This window comes from Herbaspirillum frisingense GSF30 (genome assembly GCF_000300975.2).
Lineage (GTDB): Bacteria > Pseudomonadota > Gammaproteobacteria > Burkholderiales > Burkholderiaceae_D > Herbaspirillum > Herbaspirillum frisingense.
This window is the reverse complement of the sequence record NZ_AEEC02000084.1, coordinates 1-1,301: the sequence shown is the minus strand read 5'-3', so window position 1 is coordinate 1,301 and position 1,301 is coordinate 1. Positions and strand designations below refer to the sequence as shown.

Genomic DNA, 1,301 nt, shown 5'->3' with positions numbered 1-1,301 from the left:
TTCATCGCAGATTTCCGGGGAACGCGGCTTTGATTTTGAGGAAAAAGTACTCATCATCTCGATAGCCGTATGCCTTGCGCTTGATGACCTTGATGGTGTTGTTGATACCTTCGACGATGCTGGTGTTGAGCGGATGACGGCAGCGGGCAACGATCCCGTGCCAGTAGCTTTCAAGTCGCTGCGCAAACAATTTCAATGCTGCGATTCCACTTTGCTTGGCCTGGCTTTGCCATTGTTCCCACGCTTTTTCTGCCCACTGAGCTCGGCGGTAGAACCACAGCCGCTTGAGTTCATCCCGCAGAATGTAGACCGTCATGAGCGGTGCATTGGCCTCTAAAACTTCGTTGAGATGGACTCCTTGAGCCTGACTCAAGTTGTTCTTGTTGCGCAGAAGAAGCCAACGCGTAGACTTGAGAACCCGGCGAGCCGGCTTGTCGTGCCGTAGTTGATTGGCCTGATCCACCCGAACCCGGTCAATCACTTCTCTTCCATATTTGGCGACCACATGGAACAGGTCATAGACGATCTCGGCCTGCGGGCAGTGTTCTCGAATTTCCAGTTCGTAAGCCGTCGTCATATCGATCGCCACGGCTTCAATCCGTTGTGCCACACCCGCTGGCAGCTGTTCAAAGAAGCTGCGCGCCGTCTCGCGGGAGCGACCTTGCCCGATCCACAGAACCTGTCTGCTGATCGGGTCTACGACCACCGTGGCATAGCGATGGCCTTTATGCAGTGCAAATTCATCCATCGCGAGATAACGAATCGCCGCCCAGTCCGGTTCGACCACTGCCTCACGCAACCGGGCCAAATCAATCGATTTAACCGTATGCCAACCCAGATCGTAAAAGGCCGCTACGGCCTGAACTGTGCAGCTCTGCAAAAGCTGTCCGCAGGCTCTGGCCAAGCGTGCGGTGACGCGCTGATACCGGCCCAGCCAATCCAGACGCTCCAGCCTTGGTCCGCCGCATTGGTCACACCAGAGCCGGCGACGTGGCACATGCAGAACGACCCGGTAGTCAAACAAGGGCAAGTCCCTCACCCTGCGTACAACCGTTTCGTGGACTTGCTTGCACTTCGCTCCACACTCCTGGCAGTACATCACCTTGCTGGTCGCCTTCAGATAAAGGGATAAGGTTCGGCTGTCTCCCTCTGGAAGTACGACTCGATCCAGCTTGTATCCCGTCCAGCAACCCAGTGCCTGAAGTGTCTTGCGATCCAGCATCTTGCCTCCTGACGACTATCCAATAAGCCGTCAGGATACAAAACTCAGAAAATCAGTCCACGGAATTCTTCGAAGAACC

Annotated in this window: 1 protein-coding gene; it reads right to left on the bottom strand. The window is 55.2% G+C overall.

What is annotated here, in order from left to right; all coding sequences use genetic code 11:
- Position 1: 1 nt before the first annotated feature.
- Positions 2 to 1,222, bottom strand: coding sequence for an ISL3 family transposase (locus tag HFRIS_RS24405; protein WP_006465703.1), 1,221 nt, complete (start codon positions 1,220 to 1,222; stop codon positions 2 to 4).
- Between the last annotated feature and the right edge of the window lie 79 nt (positions 1,223 to 1,301).